Consider the following 20749-nt stretch of genomic DNA (forward strand, 5'->3'; position numbering starts at 1 on the left):
TGGGGGCATGACCACGTTGGCCGCACCGACCCGCGTGCGGACGCGCGCCCCCGGCAAGATCAACGTGTTCCTGTCCGTCGGGGCGCTGCAGGACGACGGCTACCACGACGTCGCCACGGCGTACCAGGCGGTGTCCCTGTACGAGGACGTCACCGCCGAGGCCGCCGACGACTTCTCGGTCACCTTCACGGGGCCGATCGACACGAGCACCGTGCCGGTCGACGAGTCGAACCTGGCCATCCGCGCTGCCCGGCTCGTGGCCGATGCGGCCGGACACCGCGGTGGGGTGCGGCTGACCATCGACAAGCAGGTGCCCGTCGCCGGCGGCATGGGCGGTGGCTCCGCGGACGCCGCGGCGACCCTGCTCGCCGTCGACACGCTCTGGGGCACCGCGCTCGGTCGCGAAGAGCTGCTCCGGCTCGCCGCGCAGCTCGGCGCCGACGTGCCGTTCGCCTTCGCCGGCGGCACCGCCGTGGGCACCGGTCGTGGTGACGAGCTGAGCCCGGCGCTGGCCAAGGGCGAGTTCCACTGGGTCCTCGCCCTGAGCGACGACGGGCTGAGCACCCCCGCCGTCTACCGTGCGCTCGACGAGCACCGGGAGCGCTACCGAGCCGACATCTCCCCGGCGCCGTCGCACCCCGTGGTCGAGGCCAACGTGCTGCAGGCCCTGCGCGCGGGCGACCCCGACCTGCTCGCCGACTGCGTCCACAACGACCTGCAGGCACCGGCCATGCGGCTGCAGCCCCGGCTCGCGGCGACGCTGGAACTCGGTGAGAAGTCCGGTGCCCTGGCCGGCCTGGTGTCCGGCAGCGGACCGACGGTGGCGTTCCTGGTGGGTGACCGCGACGCCGCGCTCGAACTGCAGGTCGAGCTCAGCGCCGCCGGGCTCGTCGCACTCCGCGCCACCGGGCCGGTGCACGGCGCACGCGTGGTGCACTGACCCGACTTCCGGGCGCGGCCGTCGTCGGCCGGACCGTCACCGTCGTCGGCCGGACCGCCACCGTCAGCGGCTGTACTTCCAGAGGATGACCGTGCCGGTGTGCCAGTAGCGCACGACGTGGAACCCCTCGGCCACGAGCGTGTCGGTGACCTGCGGGCGGATGTTCCGCGACTTGCCGCCGACGAACCACACGGTGTCGATGCCGGAGATCCGCTCGGGCACCGTCGTCGCGATGTCGCCGTTGACGTTCCAGAGCTGGCCGCGTTCGGCACCGGTCTCGGCGACGGCGAGGTCGCGCATCCCGGTGAAGGCCTCGGGGTAGGAGTCGGCGATGACCTGCGCGGTGGTGCCCGGGTGCTCCCAGACACTGCCGAAGACGACGCCCTCGTTCTGGTCGGTGCGCCGGTCCCGCTCGCGCTCGATGATCGCCGCCGCGTTCGCCCAGTGCGAGTCCTGCTTGGCGTGGGGCAGCCGGACGATCGTGCTCGTCGGTGCTGACACGAGCAGCATCCCGACGACCGCGAGCGCCAGCCACCGCCGGGGCCGGATCGCCGTGATCGCCAGGCCGATGAGCAGCGCGACGAACGGCAGGCTCAGGCTGGCGTACTTCGGGGAGTACAGGTGCTCCCCGGCCGCGGTCGCGCCGACGAGCAGTGCGGTGGGCAGGACCGTCAGGGGGACGGCGACGCGCACGGCCTGCATCCGCAGCAGGTCACGGGAAGCGGGAGCGGGGCGTCGGGCCGCGCGCACGGCGAGCACGACGCCGACGATCATCAGCGCCCACCCGAGCACCGCGTACGGCCAGACGGCACCGAACCAGGCGGTCGCGACGACCTGGCGCACGGTGGCCCACCCGACGCCGGTGATCCAGCCGACCTGCTTCGCCTGCCCGGCGGCGAGGACGATGAACGGCGACACCACGAGCGCGGCCCCGACGGCGGCGACGCCCCAGCGCACGAACGCGGCGCGGTCGACCATCGGCGCGGCCACCGGACCGCTGCGCTGCGAGAGCACGGCGTCGCGCCGTGCGGCACGGTCGGCGACGGCGGTCCAGAGGAGCACGACCCCGTGCGCGACGACCGCCAGGGCCAGGTAGACGTTGAACAGCACGGCGACCACGGCGAGCAGGCCGTAGACGACCCACCACCGGGTCGCGTGGTGCCGGACCCGGGTGCGCCGGGCCGCGGTGATCCCCACGAGGGTCAGCGCGACGGCGAAGGTCGTGACGGTGGCGTACGGGCGTCCCTCGGTGCCGGCCCAGGCGACGCGCGGCAGAACCAGGAACACGATCCCGGAGACGACCCCGAGCCGCACCCCACCGAGTCGACGGCCGAGGGCGACGACGAGCCCGGCGGAAACCCCGATGGCCAGGGCACTCGGGAACCGCAGCGTGAACGGCAAGTACCCGACGAGCGTGAACCAGACGTGCATCACGGCGTAGTACAGGCCGTGGACGGCATCGACGTTCTGCAGCTCGGCCCAGAGCGCCGGCCAGCTTCGCTGTGCGCTCGCGACCGTCGCGGCTTCGTCGTACCAGACCGACGGCACCCAGCCGAAGGCCGCTGCGACGACGACACCGAGTGCGCCGACGGTGATCTCCGGCGTCCGTGCGAGGGCTCGGACAGCCGCCACGACGAGTCCCTGCGATCGCGCGCGCACCGACGCGTCCGACGTCGTGCGTCGGACCGGGACGGTACCGGTGCGCGGGGAACTCACGCCCGCGACCGTACCGATCTGCTCTGGGGATCCGCCGCGTCCGGACGCTGAACTCTCACATGCAGGAGTTCGGTGCGACGGGCCAGAATGACGGGATGGAACCCCTCGTCGCCCCTGCCGCCGCGCTCTCCCCGGGGCGGACGCAGCTCGGTTCGCGGACCGCCGCGCTCGCCGACGTCGGGGTCGCCGGGCTGCGACGCCTGGCCACATCGCGCATCCTCGTCGTCGGGGCCGGCGGGCTCGGGGCGCCGGTGGTCGCGTACCTCGCCGGGATCGGTCGGCTCACGGTGGTCGACCCCGACGTGGTCGACGCCTCGAACCTGGCCAGGCAGACGCTCTTCACCGCCACGGACGTCGGCTCACCGAAGGCGCAGGTCGCGGTCGCCCGGGCCGTCGCCGTCGACCCGGAACTCGACGCGGTCGCCGTGGTCGGGTCGTTCACGCCGGACCTGGTCGCCGGACACGACGTCGTGGTCGACGCCGCCGACTCGGTCGTGGTCACCCGGGCCGTCTCGGATGCCTGCGCCGCTGCCGGCGTGCCGTTCGTGTGGGGCACCGTGCTCGGACACGACGGGCAGGTCAGCGTCTTCCGCGACGCCGGGCCGGACGGCGTCGACTTCCACGACCTGCACCCCGACGCGCTGCCCGACGAGGGCTCGTGCGCCCTGGACGGCGTGGTCCCCGCACTGTGCGGCGCGGTCGGTGCGGTGATGGCGGGACAGGTCTTCGCGTTGGTCACCGGCACCGCCGACCCGCTGCTCGGACGCGTCCTGACCGTCGACGCCCGCCGGTGGCGCTGGACCGAGAGCCCCGTCCGTCGCGGGCCCGCCTCGCGTCGACCGGCACCCGCATCCGCCGTCACGACGCCGCGCATCGCGCCCTCCGCCCTGGCCGCCAGGGTGGCGGACCCGTCGGACCCGCTGGTCGTCGTCGACGTCCGGACCGACGAGGAACGGGCGGCCGGCGTGGTCGCCGGTGCCGTCACGGACGACACCGGTGCGGACGAGGTCGTCGTCTACTGCGCACGCGGACCCCGTGCGGACACGTGGGCGGCGCGGCAGCCGGCCGGGAGGCGCGTGACGGTCCTCGACGGCGGCTTCGAGGCCTGGCGTCGCGAGGGGCTGCCCGTGGCGATCGAGCACCGGTCCTGACTCAGCCCGCTCACTTTACTGGGTCGGCCACCGCATTCGCGGATAGGATCGGTGGATCATGACGCAACTGCGGGTACGGGACGCTGCGGCCTTCCTCGGGATCAGTGACGACACCGTTCGACGGCTCGTCGACGGGGGCACCTTCACCCGTGCCACGGACGACGCGGGGCGAGCCGTGGTCGACGGTCGCGAGGTCGCCGCCTATGCACGGGATCGCAGCTCCGAGCTGACCGACCCGTCGTCGGCCGTGAAGAGCTCGGCGCGCAACCGCTTCGTCGGGATCGTCACCGACCTGGTCGTCGACACCGTGATGGCGCAGGTCGAACTGCAGTGCGGCCCGCACCGCGTGGTGTCCCTGATGAGCGCCGAGGCCGTCCGCGACCTGGGGCTCGAGGTCGGGTCCGTCGCGGTGGCGTCCGTCAAGGCCACGATGGTCGCCGTCGAGGCACCCGCCCGGCACGAGGACGAACGATGAGCCGCCTCCGGCCGTTCGCGGCGCTGGCCCTCGCCGCCACCGTCGCGCTCGGGCTCGCTGCCTGTTCGGCTCCGGACACGGGCTCGGGGGCATCGGCCCCGGCGGGCTCCGACACCGAGGGGCCGACCGGTTCGATCACCGTGTTCGCGGCGGCGTCCCTGCAGCAGACCTTCACGACCCTGGGCAAGCAGTTCGAGACCGCGAACCCCGGCGCCTCGATCCGGTTCTCGTTCGCCGGCTCGAGCGACCTCGTCACCCAGATCCAGAACGGTGCTCCCGCCGACCTGTTCGCGTCCGCCGACCAAGCGAACATGGCGAAGCTGACCTCGGATGACCTGGTGACCGGGTCGCCGCAGGACTTCGCGACGAACGTCCTCGAGATCGCCGTCGCACCGGGCAACCCGCGCGGCATCGGTGGCCTCGACGACCTGACGGCTCCGGGCGTCCAGCTCGTCACGTGCGCCGCCCCGGTGCCGTGCGGTGCCGCGACGGCGAAGGTCGAGTCCGCATCGGGCATCGATCTCGAGCCGGTCAGCGAGGAGCAGTCCGTCACCGACGTGCTCGGCAAGGTCGAGTCCGGTCAGGCCGATGCCGGACTCGTCTACGTGACGGACGTCCGAGGGGCCGGCGGCAAGGTCGACGGCGTCCCGTTCGACGAGTCGAGCAAGGCCGTCAACACGTACCCGATCGGCGTGCTCCGGGAATCCGAGGACCCGGAGCTCGCGCAGGCGTTCTCGGAGTACGTCCGCTCCGCCGCCGGGCAGCGAGTGCTCTCCCACGCGGGCTTCGGGAAGCCCTGACCCGTGGCTCCGCGCGCTGACGGACGGCCGCCGGTCGCGTGGTGGCTCCCACTGCCCGCGGTGCTCGGCGGGTTGTTCGTCGTCGTGCCCGTGCTCGCGATGCTCGGCCGGGTGGACTGGTCGTCGTTCGTCGGGCTCGTGACCTCGACCGCGTCGCTGACCGCGCTCGGCCTCAGCCTCGGCACGGCGCTCGCGGCCACCGGCGTCGCGTTCGTCCTCGGGTACCCGCTCGCGGTGCTGTTCGCGCGGTCGCGGTCGCGCTGGATCGGCGTCGCCCGGGCGGTCGTGCTGCTGCCGCTCGTGCTCCCGCCGGTGGTCGGCGGACTCGCCCTGCTCGCGGCCTTCGGTCGACTCGGCGTGGTCGGCGCGTTCCTCGACGACCACGGCCTGCACATCGCGTTCACCACGACGGCGGTCGTCATCGCGCAGACCTTCGTCGCGATGCCGTTCCTGGTGTCCTCGGTCGAGGGGGCGCTCCGCGTCGAGGGCGACCGGTACGAGCGGGTCGCCGCGACCCTGGGCGCCGGGCCGACGCGGACCTTCCTGACCGTCACGACCCCCCGGGTGCTGCCGGGCATCGTGTCCGGGCTCGTGCTCTGCTTCGCCCGGGCGCTCGGCGAGTTCGGCGCCACCCTGACCTTCGCCGGCAGCCTGCAGGGGGTCACCCGGACCCTGCCGCTCGAGGTCTACCTGCAGCGCGAGGTCGACCCGGACACCGCGGTGGCCCTGGCGGTCGTGCTCGTCGTGGTGGCCGTCGTCGTCATCGGGGCGTCGTCGTTCCGGTCCCGCGGAGCCCTGACGTGACGGCCGAGGGCGCGGCGGGTGTCCGGGCGCGCGTCGTCGTCGGGTTGCGGGACGTCGATGTCGCGATCGAGGTCTGTGCGGCGGAGTGCCTGGCGGTCATCGGGCCGAACGGCGCGGGCAAGTCGACGGTGCTCGAGGCCCTGGCCGGACTGCTGCCGATCGACTCCGGGCGGATCGAACTCGACGGGGTCCAGGTCTCGACCCCACAGCACACCGTGCCCGCGCACCGTCGTCGCGCCGGACTCGTCGCGCAGCGGTCCGACCTGTTCCCGTTCCTCGACGTCGTCGGGAACGTCGCCTTCGGGCCCCGTGCGGCCGGAACCGGTCGTGCCGCGGCCCGGCAGCGCGCCCGCCACGCGCTCGACGCCGTCGGGGTCGCCGACCTGGCCACCCGCGACCCACGAACACTCTCGGGCGGTCAGGCGCAGCGCGTCGCGATCGCCCGGGCGCTCGCCACCGACCCGGCGGTGCTGCTGCTCGACGAACCGACGTCGGCGCTCGACGTCGGCGCGCAGGACGAGGTCCGCGCGGCACTCCGGACCGCCGTCGCCGGCCGGCCCGCGGTGCTCGTCACGCACGACCCGGTCGAGGTCGTCGCCCTGGCCGACCGCGTCGTCGTGCTCGAGGGCGGACGGGTGGTCGAGCAGGGCACCCCCGCGGCCGTGCTCGGTCGTCCGTCGAGCCTGTTCGCCGCGACGTTCTCCGGACTCGCGCTGGTGCGCGGGACCGCCACCGGGGGTGGGATCGCGATCGACGGCGGGGGCGAGCTGGCGTCCGGGACGCACGCCGTGCCTCCCGGCCAGCCCGCCCTGGCCGCCTTCCACCCGACGGCCGCCGTGCTGACGCGAGACGGTGCCGGAGCTGCGCGCACCGTGTCGTCGCTCGAGCCGCGCGACGGACTGGTGCGGGTGCGGGCCGGTGACCTGGTGGCGGACCTGACGCTCGCCCGGCTGACCGCGCTCGGGATCGCCCCGGGCGACGCCGTGCGCATCGACGTCCCCGCAGCCGAGGTGGCGGTCTACGCGCCCGGCGGTTGAGCAACGGGCGCCGGACTGGGCGTACCTGGTCGGATCGGGCGTATCTGGTCGGAAGTTCGCACCAGGTATGCCCGAAAGCACCAGGCATCGCGGGCGTTCTGGGAAGGAACGGGCACGGGGCGCGCGGGCACGGGGTCGAGTCGGGCGTACCAGGTGGTTCCGGGCGTACCTGGTCGAATCGGGCGTACCTGGTCGGAAGTTCCGACACGGCATGCCCGAAAGCACCAGGCATCGCGCGCGTTCTGGGAAGGAACGGGCGTACCGCTCAGCCGCCGAACTCAGCCCCCGAACTCAGCCGCCCGACCTCAGCCGCCGGCGAAGGGCGGCATGACGTCGACGACCTCCACGCCCGAGAGCGAGGTCGCCCGGTCGCGCGTCGTCACGCCGTCGACCAGGTACGAGCACCGCTCCTGCAACGCACTCCAGCGTGAAGGGTCGGCGGCGTCGATCTCGCGCAACGCCCCGTCGATCGTGGGACCCGTCGTGGTCAGCGAGTCGACACCCACGGCCGCACGGGCAGCGGCGAAGAACCGGATCGTGGTCATGCCTCAGCCGCCGATCGCACTCATGCCGCGCGTCGGGTGCACGAGCTCGTCGCTGTCGTCACCGTGGTCGCGCGGCTTCGCCCACATCGCGAGCCGCCAGAGCTCGGCGATCTGGTCGTCGTCCGCCCCGGAGCGCATCGGTCCGAGCACGTCGGTCTCCTCGTCGGAGAACAGGCAACTGCGCACGTGCCCGTCGGCGGTCAGTCGGGTGCGGGTGCAGTCGGCGCAGAACGACTCGGTGATGCTCGCGATGATCCCGACGGTGCCGAGGGGTTCCCCGGTGACGGCGTCGTGCACGCGGTACCTCTCGGCCGGAGCGCCGTCGCGCGGGGCGTCGTCCGGCGTGAGCACGAACGACGTCGCCAGCAGCGCGCGGGTCTCGGCGGCGGTGATCATCGAGGTGCGGTCCCAGGCGTGGTCGGGGTCGAGCGGCATCTGCTCGATGAACCGCAGCTCGTAGCCGCGCTCGAGGCACCAGCGGAGCAGCTCGGGGGCGGCCTCGTCGTTGATGCCGCGCAGCAACACCGCGTTCACCTTGATGTCGAGGCCGGCGTCGTGTGCGGCCGACAGCCCGGCGATCACCTTGTCGAGGAACGGGCGGCGGGTCACGGTGGTGAAGACGTCGGGGTCGACGGTGTCGAGTGACACGTTCACGCGCCGCAGTCCGGCGTCGTACAGGCCCTGGGCGCGGTGGGCGAGGCCGATCGCGTTCGTGGTGAGGGACAGCTCGGGGGCGTCGGGCAGTGCGGCGCACCGGGCGATCACGTCGACCAGGTCGTGCCGGAGCATCGGCTCCCCGCCGGTGAACCGGACCTTGCGGACGCCGAACCGCGACGAGCCGATACGGACCAGGCGCTCGATCTCGGTCGCCGTCATCAGGGCCTCGTCCGGGGCGAACGGCAGTCCGGCCGCGGGCATGCAGTACGTGCAGCGGAGGTTGCAGCGCTCGGTCAGCGACACCCGCAGGTCGACGGCGCGACGCCCGAAGCGGTCGACGAGCCCGGCGGGGGCCGGGTCCACGGAGCCGGTCGTGCCGAGCAGGATCGCGGGTGCCATGGTCGTCAGCGTACGTGTTCCACGCGCCGGAACGACAGCCGCTCCCACCACCGCCGCCACTCCGACCGCTCCGTGCGCAGCAGCGTGACGACCACGATGACCACCACGGCCGCGAGCAGCCACCACCGGTAGGCGTCCGCCGACGGCCACACCCCGCGCAGCGCGATGGCGAGCCCGATCGAGAGCCACTCCCACCGGCCGGACAGCACCACGAACGGGATGAGCAGCAGCGCGTACCAGGGGTAGCGCGGCGTCACGGCGAGGAAGGTCACGCCGATCATCAGGACCTCGCCGGACCACGGCCGCGACGGGTCGGACAGCCGCCACGCCACGAACGCCGCCAGCAGCACCAGGAGTCCCACCACCAGGGTCGCCGCGTCGCCCTTGACCACGAGCGACACCAGCGCGAACCGGGAGCCGTCCTCGTAGCCCTCCTCGCTCAGGTAGCCGGGCAGGTACCCGAGCACGTCGAGCCCGGTCGTCAGCACGTAGGGCACGTAGAGCAGCCCGAACACCGCGATGCCGATCGGGATCGCCCACCACGCCCGACCGCGGCCGAGCAACGGTGGGTACACGATCGCCGGGATGAGCTTCGTCGCGGTCGCGGCCCCGAGCGCGATGCCGCCCCAGATCGGTCGCCCGAACGCGACGAGCACGACTCCGGCCGTGGCGAGTGCGGCTCCGACGACGTCGACGTGCGAGTTGGTGACCGCCTCGGACGCGACGAGCGGCGACCAGGCCCAGAGCGTCGCCCACCAGGTCGGACGGCCGATCCGGCGGAGCACCAGGACGAGCCCGACGGTCACGCCGAGGGACACGAGCAGCCCGGCGACCTGGAACGGCAGGTACTGCGCGGTCGCCGGCACGAAGAACCGCACAGCGGCGAACCAGAGCTGGGCCATCGGCGGGTAGATCGTCGTCACGTCGGGCCGGTTGATCGCGGTGCAGTGTCCGTCCGCACCGTCGCCGAGCCCGCGGAACCGGGGCTTGATGTCGTCGCACGTGCCGTTCACCTTGTCGGGGAACAACCAGTCGGGTCGGAGACCGGACAGTGCCGTGGACTGGGGGGTGTGCGCGTAGGGGGAGACACCGGCATGCTGGACGATGCCGTCCCACGCGTACCGAGCGGAGTCGGTGCTCGTGTTCGGCGGGCCGACCAGCGCGGCGATGCCGATCACCACCGCTCCGCCGATGACCATGGTGGTCATCCACCGGACGGGCACGAAACGCACCGCGAGCACGGCGATGACGAAGACGGTCCAAGCGATCAGCGTCCACGCAACGAATGCAGAACGATGGCCCGATCGGAGGAACCCCAGATGCGTGACGCCGACGGCGATGACGCCCGACAGGGCGAGTACCCCCACGGCGGCCAGCGCCGTGCCGATCCGGGCGGCGGTGCCGTCGGCCAGGGACGGTCGGAAGGCACGGAGTCGGTCGCTCATGGTCCGTCGAGGCTATCCGGCGTCCAGCGCCTGCTGCACGACGGACGAGCAGCTCTGGCGTCCCCCAACCGCAACGCCCGCTCGGCGGTGGTGCTCGGGCGCCTGCTCGGCATCGCGTTCCTGATCTGCTTCGGCACCGGGATCTACAGCCACCTGCTGCAGGAACCGCTCGGCTGGATGCGGTTCCCGACCCGTCCGACGCAGCTGTACCAGTTCACGCAGGGCCTGCACATCACGACCGGCATCGCGATCATCCCGCTGCTGCTCGCCAAGCTCAACACCGTCATGCCCGCCCTGGTGCAGGTGCCGCCGGTGCGCGGTGTGCTGCACCTGCTCGAGCGGCTGTCGATCGCGGTGCTCGTGTCCGCGTCGATCATCCAGGTCGTCACCGGACTGCTGAACACCTACCAGTGGTACCCGTGGCCGTTCCCGTTCCGGCAGGTGCACAACGCGATGGCCTACGTGATCATCGGGTCGCTGGTCATCCACATCGCGGCCAAGCTGCCGGTCATCGCCCGCTACTGGCGGAAGCGCGACTCCTACGACGTGCACGGCCGGTTCGTCGCGGATCCCGCGTCCGGCAGTGAGCTGCTCCCACCAGGCCGGGAGGCCCGACACGGGGCTGCCCCGAGCGCTGCGGTCTCCGGGACCGCCGGGTCCACCGCCCCCGGCCTGCTGGGCCGCGTGTTCCGCTGGATCGACGGCGTCGACGCCGCCGCGAGCGGCGGCGCCGAGTCTCGGCCCACCGGACCGGACTCGGCCCCGGACACCCGCGAGGTGTCCGAGGAGTCGAATCTCGGCCAGCCGACGGCCGACGTCGACGAGCCAGGCAGCGCCTCCAGGCCGACGCCGGACGCGGCCACCGGACGACGCGAGCGCATCGCCCGACGCGGGTTCTTCGCCGGCGTGACGGCGGCGACCGTGGGTGTCGTCGTGCTCACGGCAGGCCAGTCCTCGAAACCCGCCGAACCGTTCAACGTCTTCGGCGCCCGCGGCCGCGGCATCGGTTCGCACGGTCTGCCGGTCAACCGCACCGCACGTGCCGCCGGCGTGCTCGCCAGCGCGACCGCCGCCGACTGGACGCTCAAGGTCGTCGGCCACGACGTGAGCCGCACCTTCGTGCGGGCCGAACTCGTCGCGCTCGGCACCGCTCAGGTGGACCTGCCGATCTCGTGCGTCGAGGGCTGGAGTCAGATGGCCACCTGGAAGGGCGTGCGGATGCGTGACCTGCTCGACGCCGTGCAGGCGCCGCAGGGGTCGCACGTCCGCGTGACGAGCCTGGAGCGCCACGGCGGCTACCGGATCATGGACATGGGGCCGGAGTACGCCGAGGACCCCACGACGCTCATCGCCCTCGAGCTGAACGGTGCGACGCTCGACCTGGACCACGGGTTCCCGGCGCGGATCATCGCTCCCGGGCGGCCCGGTGTGCTGCAGACGAAGTGGATCGAGAAGATCGAGGTGCTCCGGTGAGGGCCGCGCGGATCGTGCTCGTGGTGATCGGCGTGCTGGTCATCGCGTTCGGGGCGTACGTGCTCGTGACGTCCGTCAAGCCGAATCGCATCGGCGGGCTCGGGGTGTGGCTGCTCGCGGCGGTGGTGCTGCACGACGCGATCTTGTCGCCGTTCGTGGTCGGCGCCGGGCTGCTGCTGCGTCGGGCCGGACGCTCGCTGCGGGCCTGGGTGCTCGTCGTCGTGCAGGCGGCGATCGTGCTCGGCAGCGTGCTCGCCCTGGTGGTCCTGCCGGAGATCGCGGCCAAGGACCACGGGCAGAAGAACCCCACGGTGCTGCCGTTCGACTACGGCACGCGGCTGCTGCTCGTCGAGGGGGCGCTGTTCGTGGTCGTGGTCGTGGTGCTCGTGGTCGGGGTGGTGCTGGCGCGTCGGCGTCCGGCCGCGCCGTCCGGCTCGTCTGGTTCGACCGGTTCGTCCGCCGTGCGCACCACTGGTTGACGAGACAACCTTTCGGTATGATCAGGTCATGACCGACGAGACCCCGTGGCTCACTCGCGAGCAGCTGCGCGCGTGGATGAAGCTCGTCGCCGTCATGGAACTCCTGCCGGCGGCGCTCGACCAGCAGTTGCAGCGTGACGCCGACCTGACGCACTTCGACTACATGGTCATCGCGATGCTCTCCGAGACCGACACCCGGACCCTGCGGATGTCGGCGCTCGCCTCGGCCACGAACGCCTCGTTGCCGCGGCTGTCGCACGTGGTGTCCCGCCTCGAGAAGCGGGGGCTCGTGACCCGGTGCCCGTCGACCTCCGACCGCCGGGCCACCGACGTCCGCCTGACCGACGCCGGCTACGCCACCATCGTCGAGGCTGCTCCGGACCACGTCCGCACCGCCCGCCGGGTGGTCATCGACGCGCTCTCCGACGAGCAGGTCGCGCAGCTCGACGGCATCGCGGCGTCGCTCCTGACACGGCTCGACCCCGAGGGGCGCTTCGCGGCGCTCACCTACCCGCGCGAGGACGACGACACCGCGATCTGCGAGGCGCGGCTGACGGGGACGGCGTCCGACTGACGCCGGTCGTGGCCCGCGTCACGCTCGCTCGGCTGTGCCCGTCCCTGCAATAGGCTCGCCGCATGACCGACCCCGCCGCGCCGTCCGACACGTACTCCTACCTCGGACCCGCCGGCACGTTCACCGAGGCGGCCCTGAAGCTCGTCGAGGCCGCCGCCGGCAAGCCCTGGCGGAGCGTCAACAACGTCGGCGAGGCCCTGGACGACGTCATGTCCGGCCGGTCGATCGGGGCCGTCATCGCGATCGAGAACAGCGTCGACGGCGGGGTCAGCGCCACGCAGGACGCTCTGGCCCGGATCCCCGGCGTGCGGATCGTGGGGGAGTACCTGGTCCCCGTCGACTTCGTGCTGGTCGCCCGACCCGGCACGACCCTGGCCGACGTCCGCACGGTGAACGCACACCCCGTCGCCTACGCGCAGACCCACAACTGGCTCGAGACCAACCTGCCCGGCCACGGCCACATCCCGGCGTCGTCGAACGTCGCCGCCGCGCTCGCCCTGCTCGAGGAGAACCCGACCGCCGACGCCGCCGTCGCGCCGCCCGGCATCACCGACCACCACGACGTCGTCGTGCTCGCCTCGTCGATCGGCGACAACGCCTCGGCGGTCACCCGGTTCGTGCTCGTGTCGAAGACCCTCGCGCTGCCGGAGCCGACCGGTGCCGACAAGACGAGCGTCATCGTCGAGCTGCCCGCCGACCACCCCGGCGCCCTGGTGGACATGCTCGAGCAGTTCGCGACGCGCGGCATCAACATGGGGCTGCTGTCGTCACGCCCGATCGGCGACGAGCTCGGCCGCTACCGGTTCGTCATCGACCTCGACGGGCACGTGCGCGACGAGCGGGTCGCGGACGCCCTGCTCGGCCTGCGCCGTTTCAGCCCCCGCGTGACCTTCCTCGGCTCGTACCCGCGTGCCGACGGCGCCCGCCCCGAGGTGCCTGCTCGCTACTCGGACGCCGCGTTCGTCGAGGCGCGCGACTGGCTGCGCGCCATCGTGTCGGGCGAGCCCGGGGCGCGGTAGCGCAGCGCCCGGCGCGGGCCGACGCCCGAGCGACAGGCTCAGGGCCAGGGCCAGGGCCAGGGCCAGGGTCAGGGCCAGGCTCAGGGTCAGGGCACCTGGCGCGAGCCGTGGCGGTCGTCCGCCGGGTCCGGCACGCGCACGGAGAGTCCCATCGGGTCGATCCGCGAGCGGAACGCGATGACCTCGCCGACCGGGTCGCCGTCGATCTCGAACTCGTCGGGTCGCTCGAGCCGGGCCGTGAACTCCTGCCCGCGCAGGTAGCGCAAGGGGCGTTCCTCGCGGGACTTCGAGACGATCTTCTGGCCGACGGCGGTCTTGCCGAGGGTCGAACGACGGAAGGCCCGCAGGATCCCGTTCTCCCAGAACACCCGGGCGCCGATCCGCACCCAGCCGAAGAACCCACGCGGCCGCATGACGGCGATGTCGAACACGCCGTCGTCGATCTCGGCGTCCGGCAGCAGGATCGCGCCGGCCTGCAGCATGCCGCAGTTGCCGACGATCAGGGAGTGCGCGCGGAGCGAGCGGTTGCCGTCGTCGTCGAGCTGGTACCGGAACTCGAACGCGTTGGCGTCGCGGACCGACCGGAACAGGGAGTCGACGTACGCCAGCCAGCCGACCTTCTTCTTCAGCTCGGGACGGGTGTTCACGAGCATCCGGGCGTCGAGCCCGAGGCCGGCCATCACCAGGAAGCCGAAGCGTTCGCGCTCACCGCCGGGGCGCTCGACCTTGAGCATGCCGAAGTCGATCTTGCGGTCGTCGCCGTGGAAGATCGTGCGGACGCTCGCGCCCAGGTCGTCGAGGGGCAGCTTCATGTTGCGGGCGAGCAGGTTTCCGGTGCCGCTCGGCAGCAGTGCGAGGGTCGAACCGGCTTCGTGCACGACCTCGGCGACCGCACGGACCGTGCCGTCACCGCCGGCTGCGGCGACGACGTGGGCACCGGCCTCGATCGCGGCGCGGGCCATGCCGCCGCCCGGGTCCTCTTCCGAGGTCTCGAACCACAGGGTGTCGGCCCAGCCGGCCTCCTGCTGCTGTTCTTCGACGGTGCGCTTGAGGGTCGGCAGGTGGACCTTGACCGGGTTGTAGACCACCGCGGCCGTCCGCTGCTCGGTGGGGAGGGCGTCCTGGTCCGCGGGCGCGGTCTCCGAAGGGGTCGACATTCCTCCACGCTACCGATCGAGGCTGCGTGCGGTTGCCCCCGTCTAGGATGGGGCGGTGATCGATCCACAGCTGCTTCGCGACAACCCGGACGTCATCAAGGCTTCACAGCAGGCGCGCGGTGCCTCCGTGGCCGTCGTCGACGAAGCCGTCGCCGCCGATTCCGCCCGCCGCAGTGCGATCACCTCGTTCGAGTCGCTCCGCGCCGAGCAGAACGCCTTCGGCAAGACCGTCGCCAAGGCGCCGAAGGACGAGAAGGCCGCGCTCGTGCAGCAGGCCCAGGCGCTCGCCGCCCAGGTGAAGGAGGCGCAGGCCACAGTCACCGCGGCCGAGGACACCTTCAACACCGTCGTGCGCGCCATCCCGAACGTGGTGCTCCCCGGTGTGCCCGAGGGCGGCGAGGACGACTTCGTCACGCTCCGCACCGTCGGTACCAAGCCGGAGTTCGACTTCGAGCCGAAGGACCACGCCGACCTCGGTGAGCACCTCGGCATCATCGACATCCCCCGCGGCGTGAAGGTGTCCGGCTCGCGCTTTTACTTCCTGCGCGGCCTGGGCGCCCGGCTCGAGATCGCGCTGATGTCGCTCGGCCTCGACCGTGCGATCGCCGCCGGGTTCGAGCCGCTCATCACCCCGACGCTCGTCCGCCCCGAGACCATGGCCGGCACCGGGTTCCTCGGCGAGCACGCGGCCGAGGTCTACCGGCTCGAGGCCGACGACCTGTACTTGACCGGCACGAGCGAGGTCGCACTCGCGGGGTTCCACGCCGACGAGATCCTCGAGTTCGCCGACCCGTCGGCCGCCCACCGCTACGCCGGCTGGTCGACCTGCTACCGGCGTGAGGCCGGTTCGGCGGGCAAGGACAACCGCGGCATCCTCCGCGTGCACCAGTTCAACAAGCTCGAGATGTTCGCCTACGTCCACCCGGACCAGGCCGAGGCCGAGCACGAGCGCCTCGTCGCCCACCAGGAGCAGATGCTCCAGGACCTCGGGCTCCACTACCGCGTGATCGACGTCGCCGCCGGCGACCTCGGCACGAGCGCGGCGAAGAAGTACGACATCGAGGCCTGGGTCCCGACGCAGGGCACGTTCCGCGAGCTCACGTCGACCTCGAACTGCACGACGTACCAGGCCCGCCGCCTCGACATCCGGTACCGCACCGAGAGCGGCAAGACCGCTCCGGTCGCCACCCTGAACGGCACCCTCGCCACCACCCGCTGGATCGTCGCGATCCTCGAGACCCACCAGCAGGCCGACGGTTCCGTGGTCGTGCCCGAGGTCCTGCGCCCCTACCTCGGTGGCGTCGAGGTGATCGAGCCCCGATGAGCACCCAGGGACGGTTCGTGGACGGCACCGCGCAGGGCGCGGGCAGCGACGCGCCCGCCCGCACCAAGCGCTGGCTGGTCGCGCTCGACATCGACGGCACCACCATGCGTGAGGACGGCGTCGTCACCCAGGCCGTCGTCGCCGCCGTGCGCGAAGCCGAAGCCGCCGGGCACGAGGTCATGCTCTCCACCGGCCGCAGCGAGGGGATGACCGTGCCCCTGCTCGAGACCCTCGGCATCCGGCCGAAGTACCTGGTGTGCGCGAACGGTGCGCTCATCCTGGCCCGCCGCGCCGACGGCTCCTACGTGCGCGAACACGTCGAGCGGTTCGACCCGTCCGAGGTGCTGCAGACCATCCACGGAGCGCTCGAGAACGCGGCGTTCGGCGTTGAGGACGAGACCGGGCACTTCCTGTTGTCCGGCAACTTCCCCGACGACACGATGACGGTGGAGGGCGAGCACGTGCCGTTCGAGCAGCTGCTCGGCGTCGAGGCCACCCGTGTCGTCGTCATCTCGCCCGGTCACGACACCGAGGACTTCCTGCAGATCGTCGAGCAGATGGGGTTGCACAAGGTCTCGTACTCCGTCGGCTGGACGTCCTGGCTCGACATCGCTCCCGAGGGCGTGACGAAGGCCACCGCCATGGAGCGCGTGCGCGAGTGGCTCGACATCCCGCGTTCCCGCGTCTTCGCCGCGGGCGACGGCCGCAACGACATCGACATGCTCCGCTGGGCCTCGACCTCCGGTCGCGGCGTCGTCATGGGCCAGGCCCCCGACGACGTCGTCGACGCCGGCAACGAGCTCACCGGCGGTATCACCGACGACGGCTTGGCAGCGGCGCTCGACTCCCTGCCCCGCTAGTCCGCGCTCGCGCGCACCCCTGCCTGGAGGCCCGGGTAGACTTCCCGGGACGCGATCACGTCTCGCCACGTGGTCGCGTCACTGGAGGGTTGTCCGAGCGGCCGATGGAGCCTGTCTTGAAAACAGGTGGGCAGAGATGTCTCGTGGGTTCGAATCCCACACCCTCCGCGATGGACACACGGTTGCGCCCACTCCGCCTCGACGACGCGGCCGTCCTGGCTGCGGTCATCACCGAGAACGCCGACCACCTGCGACCGTGGGAACCGGCCCGGGCGCCGTCGTACTACACGGAGTCCGGGCAGCGGGACGTCATCACGCATGCCCTCACCGCGCAGCGGTCCGGCAACGCGGTGCCCTTCGTCATCGAGTCGACCGACGGGGAACTCCTCGGCCGCATCACGCTGAGCGGGGTCACGCGCGGCGCCCTGCAGTCGTGCGCGATGGGCTACTGGATCCGCACTGACCGTACCCGGCAGGGGCACGCGTCCCGCGCTGTCCGCGCGGCCGCCGATCATGCCTTCGACGTGCTCCGTCTGCACCGCGTGCAGGCCGAGACCCTGCCGGAGAACGTCGGCTCGCAGCGCGCTCTCCAGTCGGCAGGCTTCACCCGCTACGGCTTCGCGCCGGAGTACATCAAGATCGACGGGGTTTGGCGCGACCACGTCATGTTCCAGCTCGTCGCCCCGACGCCGGCCCCGTGATCGAGGTCGTCGAGTACCGACCGGCCTGGCCCGCGCGGTTCCGGCAGCTGCACGATGCGTACGCCTCCGCGCTCGACGACGCGGACGTGCCGTTCCGGAGCATCGAGCACGTCGGCAGCACATCCGTACCGGGCTTGGCCGCGAAGCCCGTGCTCGACGTCGACGTCGTCGTGGACGCTGCCGACGTCCCGGCTGCAGTGGCGGCGATGGCGACGATCGGCTTCGAGCCGCGCGGAGAACTGGGTGTCCCGGGGCGGCAGGCGTTCCGGGCTCCGGAGCATTTCACCCCGACCAACACCTACGTCGTCACGATCGGGTCGCTCGCGCTGCGGAACCACCTGGCCGTCCGCGACGTGCTGCGTGCCGACCCGGCGCTTCGCGACGAGTACGCCGCCGTGAAGCGCCGGGCGGCCACCGAGGCCGAGGACATCGACGACTACATCGAGCGGAAGAGCGAGGTGCTGGGTCGGATCCTCCACGCCGGTGGCCTGTCCGACGACGAGCGCGCCGCCATCGCCGCCACGAACCGCCGGATCACCGACCGCGGCGCCTCCGGCTGACCCGGGGCGCTCACGGCGTGAGCGACTGCTGGCCCAAAGTGGCGGAGCCAGCGAACCAGAACCGTCAGCGCTCCGTCGAGTACGGTCGACCCATGACGATGCCAGCCGGTGGTGGGGGATGGATTCCGAAGTCGCCGAGGGGGAAGAAGATCCTCGCGACGTGCGTCTTCGTCGCGGCACCGATCGTGCTCGCCTTCATCATCTTCACCGGGTTCGTTGGCGGCCTGCGCTGACCTCGCCCTGACTCAGGCGGTGGCGAGCATCGGGTAGAGCGCGGTGAGCGGGGCGCTCAGGCCGGCACGGACGTCACGGCTGACCTGGTCGGCGAGGACCTCGTGCTCCCCGGCCTCGACGGCGTCCCAGATCGAACGGACGATGTCGGCGGGGTCGGACTTCTCGACGTCGAGCCCCTCGGTCATGCCGGTGTCGGTGTAGCCGAGGTGCGCTCCGACGACCTGGGTGCCCTGCGGTGCGAGCTCGAGGCGCAGGGAGTTGGTGATCGACCAGAAGGCCGCCTTCGACGCCGAGTAGGCGCCGCCGAGCGCGATCCAGCTGAGCACCGAGTGGACGTCGACCAGTGCGCCGCCGGCGATCGTCGGAGCGAAGGCCTTCGCGACGCGGAGCGCCCCGAAGACGTTCGTCGCGAAGAGGCGCTCCACCTCGGCGACCGAGGTCTCGAGCAGTGGCTCCATGCCGCCGATGCCGGCGTTGTTCACGACGATCGTCGTGTCGGCGGCGGCACGGGTTGCCGCGTCGACGCTCTCCTGGCTCGTGACGTCGAGGGCGAGTGGGACGATGCGCTCGTCGTTCCATGTGCGCGGGTTGCGAGCGGTCGCGTAGACCTTGGTGGCGCCACGCTCCAGGGCCTGGCGGACGAACTCGGCGCCGAGGCCGCCGTTCGCTCCGGTGATGAGGACGACGGCGTTGGTGAGGTCGGTCACGGGGTGCTCCAGTCGTGCGGGGGATGCGGGATGTTGAGTACGGAAACCGAACCTAGCACGGTGTGTCCGGAAGTCGAACCCAGCTAGGATGAGCACATGCTCGGCATCCTCGGCGGCGACGAGCGCTGCCCCGTCGCACGCTCCCTCGACGTCCTCGGCGAGAAGTGGACGCTCATGATCGTCCGCGACGCCGTCGGTGGCTCGACCCGCTTCAGCCAGTTCCAGCAGAGCCTCGGCATCCCGCGCGAGGTCCTGACCGCACGCTTGGCCTCACTCGTCGACGGGGGAGTGCTCGAGCGCACGACCTACAAGCCCGAAGGGGCACGTGCCCGCGAGGAGTACGTCCTGACCGACGCCGGCCGCGACCTGTCGCTCGTGCTGCTCGCCCTCGGCGGCTGGGCCGACCGGCACAGGCCGTCCGAGCGGGAGTCGGACCTGCGCTTCGTCGACGCGGAGACCGGCGAGGCGGTCGAGGCCGCCGCCGTGACCGTGGATGCGCAGGAGCGCATCCCGACCGCACGCCTCCGCGCCGTCATGGAGCCAGCGTCCTGAACGCGACCAGCTGACGGACAGGAGGCCCGTGGCGGCCCCGTCCGTCGCCTCCAGGCTGTCCTCGGGTGCGTCAGCGGCGCACGTCGCACCCGCAACTCGCGCCGAGGACCAGCTCGGCGGGGACCAGGTCGCGGTGCCACTGGTTGTCCGCGTCGAGGCCGAGCACACGGTCGACCGCGGCGACCGCCATCGTCTCGATCGGCTGCCGGACCGTGGTGAGCTGCGGGTTCGTGTAGTCCGCCTCGGCCGCGCCGTCGAAGGACACGATCGCGACGTCCTCGGGGACGCGGAGCCCGAGTTCCCACAGTGCGCGCATCACGCCGATCGCCTGCATGTCGGAGCTGACGAAGACGGCTCGGGGTCCGGTCTCGTCGGCGAACATGCGGAGGCCGGCTTCGTAGCCACCGCGCCGGGTGAAGTCGGTGCGGACGATGGGGCCGTCGGGCAGGCCGGCCCGGCGCAGGGCACGCATCCACCCCTGCTCGCGGAGCTCCATCGAGCCGGTGTGCCCCATCACGAGGCCGATCGAGCGGTAGCCGTGCTCGACCAGGTGCTGTGTGCCGTCGAGGGCGCCGCGCAGGGCGTCGACACCGATGCTGGCGTACTCGGGGACCTCGAAGAAGGTGTTGAGCAGGACCATCGGCAGGCCGGGGTCGGTGACGGTCGACAGGTCCGGGTGGGTCATGATGCTCGTCACGATGATGCCGTCGACCTGGCGGGCGGACAGACTGCGGAGCCGTTCGCGTTCCTGGGCGGCGTCGCCGTCGCTGTTGGCGAGCAGGACGTCGTAGCCGCGGGCAGCGGCGGCGTGGGTGACCGCCACGGCGAGTTCGGACCAGAACGGGTTGTCGAGTTCGGGCACGATCAGGCCGAGCATCTTCGACGAGCCGGTGCGCAGGGCCTGGGCGCTCGCGTTCGGGCGGTAGCCGAGGACGCGGATGGCCTCGCGCACCCGGGCGGCGGTGGCGGCGGCGACGGGGCGGGGACCGTCGTGCACGACGTAGCTGACGACGGAGGTGCTGACACCGGCGTAGCGGGCGACGTCCGCACGGGTGACCGCCCTCGGGTTCGTCGGGACGGTCACGGGTGCCACCTTCGTCGGGTCCGGGAGGTTCGTTCGGGTGCCGGCCCACGGCGGAC

23 protein-coding genes and 1 tRNA gene are annotated in these 20749 nt (G+C 72.2%); 17 read left to right on the top strand and 7 right to left on the bottom strand.

The genetic code is table 11. The features are described 5' to 3' along the window. Nucleotides 1-7: 7 nt before the first annotated feature. A complete protein-coding gene (locus DEJ17_RS04790) occupies nt 8-940 on the top strand; it encodes a 4-(cytidine 5'-diphospho)-2-C-methyl-D-erythritol kinase (protein ID WP_027466065.1) in 933 nt (310 codons plus the stop codon). Nucleotides 941-1003: 63 nt separating this feature from the next. On the opposite strand, the gene DEJ17_RS04795 is transcribed toward DEJ17_RS04790, so the two are convergent. Beyond that, a complete protein-coding gene (locus tag DEJ17_RS04795) occupies nt 1004-2656 on the bottom strand; it encodes a glycosyltransferase family 39 protein (RefSeq protein WP_181421044.1) in 1653 nt (550 codons plus the stop codon). A 95-nt stretch (nt 2657-2751) separates the two neighbouring features. Between DEJ17_RS04795 and DEJ17_RS04800 the strand changes: the two genes are divergently transcribed. Genes DEJ17_RS04800 through DEJ17_RS04820 form a run of 5 tightly spaced genes read left to right on the top strand, consistent with a single transcriptional unit; the run spans nt 2752 to nt 6923 of the window. Continuing rightward, nucleotides 2752-3807, top strand: a complete 1056-nt coding sequence (locus DEJ17_RS04800; protein ID WP_181421045.1) for a ThiF family adenylyltransferase — start codon at nt 2752-2754, stop codon at nt 3805-3807. Nucleotides 3808-3865: 58 nt separating this feature from the next. Further along, complete coding sequence (locus tag DEJ17_RS04805; protein WP_110892308.1) at nt 3866-4282, top strand: molybdopterin-binding protein; 417 nt, start codon at nt 3866-3868, stop codon at nt 4280-4282. Beyond that, complete coding sequence (modA, locus tag DEJ17_RS04810) at nt 4279-5082, top strand: molybdate ABC transporter substrate-binding protein (RefSeq protein WP_110892309.1); 804 nt, start codon at nt 4279-4281, stop codon at nt 5080-5082. The genes DEJ17_RS04805 and modA overlap by 4 nt, the downstream gene beginning before the upstream one ends. Before the next feature lie 3 nt (nt 5083-5085). After that, complete coding sequence (locus DEJ17_RS04815) at nt 5086-5886, top strand: ABC transporter permease (RefSeq protein WP_110892310.1); 801 nt, start codon at nt 5086-5088, stop codon at nt 5884-5886. Continuing rightward, on the top strand, nt 5883-6923 hold the full coding sequence (locus DEJ17_RS04820) for an ABC transporter ATP-binding protein (protein ID WP_110892311.1): 1041 nt from the start codon (nt 5883-5885) through the stop codon (nt 6921-6923). Before DEJ17_RS04815 ends, DEJ17_RS04820 begins: the two co-directional genes overlap by 4 nt. 305 nt (nt 6924-7228) lie before the next feature. Here the strand turns inward: DEJ17_RS04820 and DEJ17_RS04825 are convergent, their stop codons facing one another. From DEJ17_RS04825 to DEJ17_RS04835, 3 genes are read right to left on the bottom strand one after another with little or no spacing between them, the layout of a single operon-like run. Continuing rightward, complete coding sequence (locus DEJ17_RS04825) at nt 7229-7468, bottom strand: MoaD/ThiS family protein (protein ID WP_110892312.1); 240 nt, start codon at nt 7466-7468, stop codon at nt 7229-7231. A 3-nt stretch (nt 7469-7471) separates the two neighbouring features. Then, a complete protein-coding gene (gene moaA / locus DEJ17_RS04830; protein WP_110892313.1) occupies nt 7472-8524 on the bottom strand; it encodes a GTP 3',8-cyclase MoaA in 1053 nt (350 codons plus the stop codon). 5 nt (nt 8525-8529) lie between these two features. Beyond that, nucleotides 8530-9969, bottom strand: a complete 1440-nt coding sequence (locus tag DEJ17_RS04835) for a glycosyltransferase 87 family protein (protein WP_110892314.1) — start codon at nt 9967-9969, stop codon at nt 8530-8532. 87 nt (nt 9970-10056) lie between these two features. On the opposite strand from DEJ17_RS04835, the gene DEJ17_RS04840 reads away from it, so the two are divergent. The 4 genes from DEJ17_RS04840 (at nt 10057) to pheA (ending at nt 13514) form a co-directional block, all read left to right on the top strand. Then, nucleotides 10057-11442, top strand: coding sequence for a molybdopterin-dependent oxidoreductase (locus DEJ17_RS04840; RefSeq protein ID WP_110892315.1), 1386 nt, complete (start codon nt 10057-10059; stop codon nt 11440-11442). Continuing rightward, a complete protein-coding gene (locus DEJ17_RS04845; protein ID WP_110892316.1) occupies nt 11439-11921 on the top strand; it encodes a hypothetical protein in 483 nt (160 codons plus the stop codon). Before DEJ17_RS04840 ends, DEJ17_RS04845 begins: the two co-directional genes overlap by 4 nt. 28 nt (nt 11922-11949) lie before the next feature. Further along, nucleotides 11950-12495, top strand: a complete 546-nt coding sequence (locus DEJ17_RS04850) for a MarR family winged helix-turn-helix transcriptional regulator (RefSeq protein WP_110862455.1) — start codon at nt 11950-11952, stop codon at nt 12493-12495. 62 nt (nt 12496-12557) lie between these two features. Then, nucleotides 12558-13514, top strand: coding sequence for a prephenate dehydratase (gene pheA, locus DEJ17_RS04855; RefSeq protein ID WP_110892317.1), 957 nt, complete (start codon nt 12558-12560; stop codon nt 13512-13514). Between the two features lie 86 nt (nt 13515-13600). Here pheA and DEJ17_RS04860 read toward each other — a convergent pair whose 3' ends face one another. Then, nucleotides 13601-14671, bottom strand: a complete 1071-nt coding sequence (locus tag DEJ17_RS04860; RefSeq protein WP_110892318.1) for a diacylglycerol kinase family protein — start codon at nt 14669-14671, stop codon at nt 13601-13603. Nucleotides 14672-14726: 55 nt separating this feature from the next. On the opposite strand from DEJ17_RS04860, the gene serS reads away from it, so the two are divergent. From serS to DEJ17_RS17680, 6 genes are all read left to right on the top strand, one after another. Beyond that, the gene (gene serS, locus DEJ17_RS04865) at nt 14727-15995 is read left to right on the top strand and encodes a serine--tRNA ligase (protein ID WP_110892319.1); all 1269 of its coding nucleotides are present in this window, start codon (nt 14727-14729) and stop codon (nt 15993-15995) included. After that, nucleotides 15992-16855 (top strand): HAD family hydrolase, encoded by an 864-nt coding sequence (locus tag DEJ17_RS04870; protein WP_110892320.1) that lies wholly within the window; start codon nt 15992-15994, stop codon nt 16853-16855. Before serS ends, DEJ17_RS04870 begins: the two co-directional genes overlap by 4 nt. A gap of 83 nt (nt 16856-16938) precedes the next feature. Beyond that, nucleotides 16939-17023: transfer RNA gene (locus DEJ17_RS04875), tRNA-Ser, on the top strand. A gap of 14 nt (nt 17024-17037) precedes the next feature. Further along, on the top strand, nt 17038-17556 hold the full coding sequence (locus DEJ17_RS04880; RefSeq protein ID WP_181421046.1) for a GNAT family N-acetyltransferase: 519 nt from the start codon (nt 17038-17040) through the stop codon (nt 17554-17556). Continuing rightward, nucleotides 17553-18116 carry a GrpB family protein gene (locus tag DEJ17_RS04885; protein ID WP_110892322.1) on the top strand — a complete coding sequence of 188 codons (564 nt, stop codon included), beginning with the start codon at nt 17553-17555 and terminating at the stop codon, nt 18114-18116. Before DEJ17_RS04880 ends, DEJ17_RS04885 begins: the two co-directional genes overlap by 4 nt. A 92-nt stretch (nt 18117-18208) precedes the next feature. Continuing rightward, nucleotides 18209-18349, top strand: a complete 141-nt coding sequence (locus DEJ17_RS17680; protein ID WP_181421047.1) for a hypothetical protein — start codon at nt 18209-18211, stop codon at nt 18347-18349. Nucleotides 18350-18361: 12 nt separating this feature from the next. On the opposite strand, the gene DEJ17_RS04895 is transcribed toward DEJ17_RS17680, so the two are convergent. Then, complete coding sequence (locus tag DEJ17_RS04895) at nt 18362-19057, bottom strand: SDR family oxidoreductase (RefSeq protein WP_110892324.1); 696 nt, start codon at nt 19055-19057, stop codon at nt 18362-18364. 96 nt (nt 19058-19153) lie between these two features. On the opposite strand from DEJ17_RS04895, the gene DEJ17_RS04900 reads away from it, so the two are divergent. Further along, nucleotides 19154-19609 (top strand): helix-turn-helix domain-containing protein, encoded by a 456-nt coding sequence (locus tag DEJ17_RS04900; protein WP_110892325.1) that lies wholly within the window; start codon nt 19154-19156, stop codon nt 19607-19609. A 70-nt stretch (nt 19610-19679) separates the two neighbouring features. Here the strand turns inward: DEJ17_RS04900 and DEJ17_RS04905 are convergent, their stop codons facing one another. Continuing rightward, nucleotides 19680-20693, bottom strand: coding sequence for a LacI family DNA-binding transcriptional regulator (locus DEJ17_RS04905; protein WP_258366660.1), 1014 nt, complete (start codon nt 20691-20693; stop codon nt 19680-19682). Between the last annotated feature and the right edge of the window lie 56 nt (nt 20694-20749).

This window comes from Curtobacterium sp. MCSS17_011, assembly GCF_003224275.1.
Taxonomy (GTDB): Bacteria; Actinomycetota; Actinomycetes; order Actinomycetales; family Microbacteriaceae; genus Curtobacterium.

Coding starts and splice junctions, on each gene's coding strand:
- DEJ17_RS04790 (WP_027466065.1), top strand. CDS start 8: ATGACCACGTTGGCCGCACCGACCCGCGTGCGGACGCGCGCCCCCGGC.
- DEJ17_RS04800 (WP_181421045.1), top strand. CDS start 2,752: ATGGAACCCCTCGTCGCCCCTGCCGCCGCGCTCTCCCCGGGGCGGACG.
- DEJ17_RS04805 (WP_110892308.1), top strand. CDS start 3,866: ATGACGCAACTGCGGGTACGGGACGCTGCGGCCTTCCTCGGGATCAGT.
- modA (WP_110892309.1), top strand. CDS start 4,279: ATGAGCCGCCTCCGGCCGTTCGCGGCGCTGGCCCTCGCCGCCACCGTC.
- DEJ17_RS04825 (WP_110892312.1), bottom strand. CDS start 7,468: ATGACCACGATCCGGTTCTTCGCCGCTGCCCGTGCGGCCGTGGGTGTC.
- moaA (WP_110892313.1), bottom strand. CDS start 8,524: ATGGCACCCGCGATCCTGCTCGGCACGACCGGCTCCGTGGACCCGGCC.
- DEJ17_RS04835 (WP_110892314.1), bottom strand. CDS start 9,969: ATGAGCGACCGACTCCGTGCCTTCCGACCGTCCCTGGCCGACGGCACC.
- DEJ17_RS04850 (WP_110862455.1), top strand. CDS start 11,950: ATGACCGACGAGACCCCGTGGCTCACTCGCGAGCAGCTGCGCGCGTGG.
- pheA (WP_110892317.1), top strand. CDS start 12,558: ATGACCGACCCCGCCGCGCCGTCCGACACGTACTCCTACCTCGGACCC.
- DEJ17_RS04860 (WP_110892318.1), bottom strand. CDS start 14,671: ATGTCGACCCCTTCGGAGACCGCGCCCGCGGACCAGGACGCCCTCCCC.
- DEJ17_RS04870 (WP_110892320.1), top strand. CDS start 15,992: ATGAGCACCCAGGGACGGTTCGTGGACGGCACCGCGCAGGGCGCGGGC.
- DEJ17_RS17680 (WP_181421047.1), top strand. CDS start 18,209: ATGACGATGCCAGCCGGTGGTGGGGGATGGATTCCGAAGTCGCCGAGG.
- DEJ17_RS04900 (WP_110892325.1), top strand. CDS start 19,154: ATGCTCGGCATCCTCGGCGGCGACGAGCGCTGCCCCGTCGCACGCTCC.